This is a genomic window from Streptomyces sp. NPDC004561, assembly GCF_053602155.1.
In genome coordinates, this window is record NZ_JBSGDB010000784.1 from 1 (window position 1) to 2,476 (window position 2,476).

At 67.9% G+C, this 2,476-nt stretch carries 1 protein-coding gene and 1 pseudogene; one reads left to right on the forward strand and one right to left on the reverse strand.

Translation table 11 applies throughout. The annotated features are described in order from the left end of the window. The coding region (gene ctaD, locus ACWEN3_RS45240; RefSeq protein ID WP_452984115.1) for an aa3-type cytochrome oxidase subunit I at positions 1-1,766 on the reverse strand (1,766 nt) is incomplete at its 3' end. 433 nt (positions 1,767-2,199) lie between these two features. On the opposite strand from ctaD, the pseudogene ACWEN3_RS45245 reads away from it, so the two are divergent. Then, positions 2,200-2,376 (forward strand): annotated as a pseudogene (locus ACWEN3_RS45245) (I78 family peptidase inhibitor); the annotation flags it as partial. Between the last annotated feature and the right edge of the window lie 100 nt (positions 2,377-2,476).

Here is a 2,476-nt window from a genome sequence, read left to right on the forward strand (position 1 = left end):
GGGCCACGAGCAGGGCGGTCGCGGTGAGACCGGCACGTAACTGACGGTGCATCAGGATGCGTACCGCGTCGGCGGCGTTGGTGCCCTTGGTCCGCCTGGTGCCGCCCCGGCTGCGGCCGCGGAGCCCTCTCCGCGTACTCCGGGTGGTGCAGGTCGAACGCCGGGGACTCCGAGCGGATCCGGGGCAGGGTGACGAAGTTGTGCCGGGGCGGCGGGCAGGAGGTGGCCCACTCCAGGGAACGGCCGTAGCCCCAGGGGTCGTCGGTCTCGACCTTCTCGCCGTACCTGGCGGTCTTCCAGACGTTGTAGAGGAACGGCAGCGTCGACAGGCCGAGCAGGAAGGCGCCGATCGACGAGACCGTGTTGAGCGTCGTGAAGCCGTCGGCCGCCAGGTAGTCGGCGTACCGGCGGGGCATGCCCTCGGCGCCCAGCCAGTGCTGCACCAGGAACGTGGTGTGGAAGCCCACGAACAACGTCCAGAAGTGGATCTTCCCGAGCCGCTCGTCCAGCATCTTCCCGGTGAACTTCGGCCACCAGAAGTAGAAGCCGCCGAAGACCGCGAAGACGACCGTGCCGAACACCACGTAGTGGAAGTGCGCGACGACGAAGTACGAGTCCGTGACGTGGAAGTCCATCGGCGGCGACGCCAGGATCACCCCGGTCAGGCCGCCGAACAGGAACGTGACGAGAAAGCCCATGGACCACAGCATCGGCGTCTCGAAGGACAGCGAGCCCTTGATCATCGTGCCCGTCCAGTTGAAGAACTTCACGCCCGTCGGCACCGCGATCAGGAACGACATGAACGAGAAGAACGGCAGCAGCACCGCGCCGGTGGCGAACATGTGGTGCGCCCACACCACGAGCGACAGCCCGGTGATCGCCATGGTCGCGCCGACCAGGGTCAGATAGCCGAAGATCGGCTTGCGGCTGAACACCGGGATGATCTCCGTGATGATCCCGAAGAACGGCAGCGCGATGATGTACACCTCGGGATGCCCGAAGAACCAGAACAGGTGCTGCCACAGCAGCGCCCCGCCGTTGGCCGCCTCGAACACCTGCGCGCCGAACCGCCGGTCCGCCTCGAGGACCAGCAGCGCCGCCGCGAGCACCGGGAACGCCAGCAGGATCAGGATCGACGTGAAGAGCGTGTTCCAGGTGAAGATCGGCATCCGGAACATCGTCATGCCCGGCGCCCGCATCCCGATGATCGTGGTGACGAAGTTGACCGCGCCGAGGATCGTCCCGAAGCCGGACAGCGCGAGCCCCATGATCCACAGGTCCGGGCCGAGACCGGGGGAGTGCATGGAGTCGTTCAGCGGCGCGTAGGCGAACCAGCCGAAGTCGGCGGGCCCGTCGGGCACCAGCAGCGAGCCCAGCACGATCAGGCCGCCGAACAGGAAGAACCAGTAGGACAGCATGTTCAGCCGGGGGAACGCCACGTCCGGCGCGCCTATCTGCAACGGCATCAGCTCGTTGGCGAAGCCCGCGAAGCTCGGCGTCGCGAACAGCAGCAGCATGACCGTGCCGTGCAGCGTGAACAGCTGGTTGTACTGCTCGTTGCTCATGATCTGCAGGCCCGGCCGGGCGAGCTCGGCGCGCATCAGCAGCGCCATGAACCCGGCCGCCAGGAAGAAACCGAAGGAGGTGATCAGATACAGATGGCCGATCTTCTTGTGGTCCGTGGTGGTGAGCCAGTCCACCACCAGCCGGCCGGCCCCCCGGCTCCGCACCGGCCGTTCCGTCGCCCCTACGGTCTCGGTTCCCATCGCTCGCCCCTTCGCATCGTCGCGCCCGGGCCCGCCCAGCCCGCGCACGCGTACCCGCGAGCTGCCGCCATGATGCTCGTGTGCCGTCCGCTTCGACAGGGGGCCGACGGCAGGGGTGTGCCGAATCCGTGAATTTCCTATGCCGTGTCAGCTCCCGGCGCACCGCCCCGGATTCCGCGGGGGATTCGCGCTCCGGGGCCGTCCCGATCACCGCCGGGGCGCTTTCCGCCGGGTAATTGGAAGCCGTGCCGCGACACGCGTGAATTCTGTTCGATTACCCCGGCGGGCGGTACGGAAACCCCCGTACGTGTGACGGAGTTCGGGCGTAACGGGGGCCGGGAAGCTGTGACAGAAGTGTGACCGGAGCCGGATGCGGCTCTTACCCGGCCGTGCCCGGCTTCCGTCTCCGCCGGATGCGTCCTAGCGTGGCCGTATGGCACCGATTCCCACTCCGCCCGCGGAGCCCCAGGACAGTCCGGACGGGTACGTCGGCCTCGACGCCGGGAGCGCCGAGCGGCTCGCCCGGGAGCGCGGGTGGTCGACGGTACGGTCGCTGCCGCCGGGCGCGATCATCACCATGGAGTACCGGGCCGGACGGCTCAACTTCGAGGAGGTGGAGCAGCTCTTCAGCACCACGCTGCCGGTGAAGACGAAGTCCGATGCCTTCGCCGACGACCTGGAGAAGGTCGCGACCGCCCTGTCGGACTACA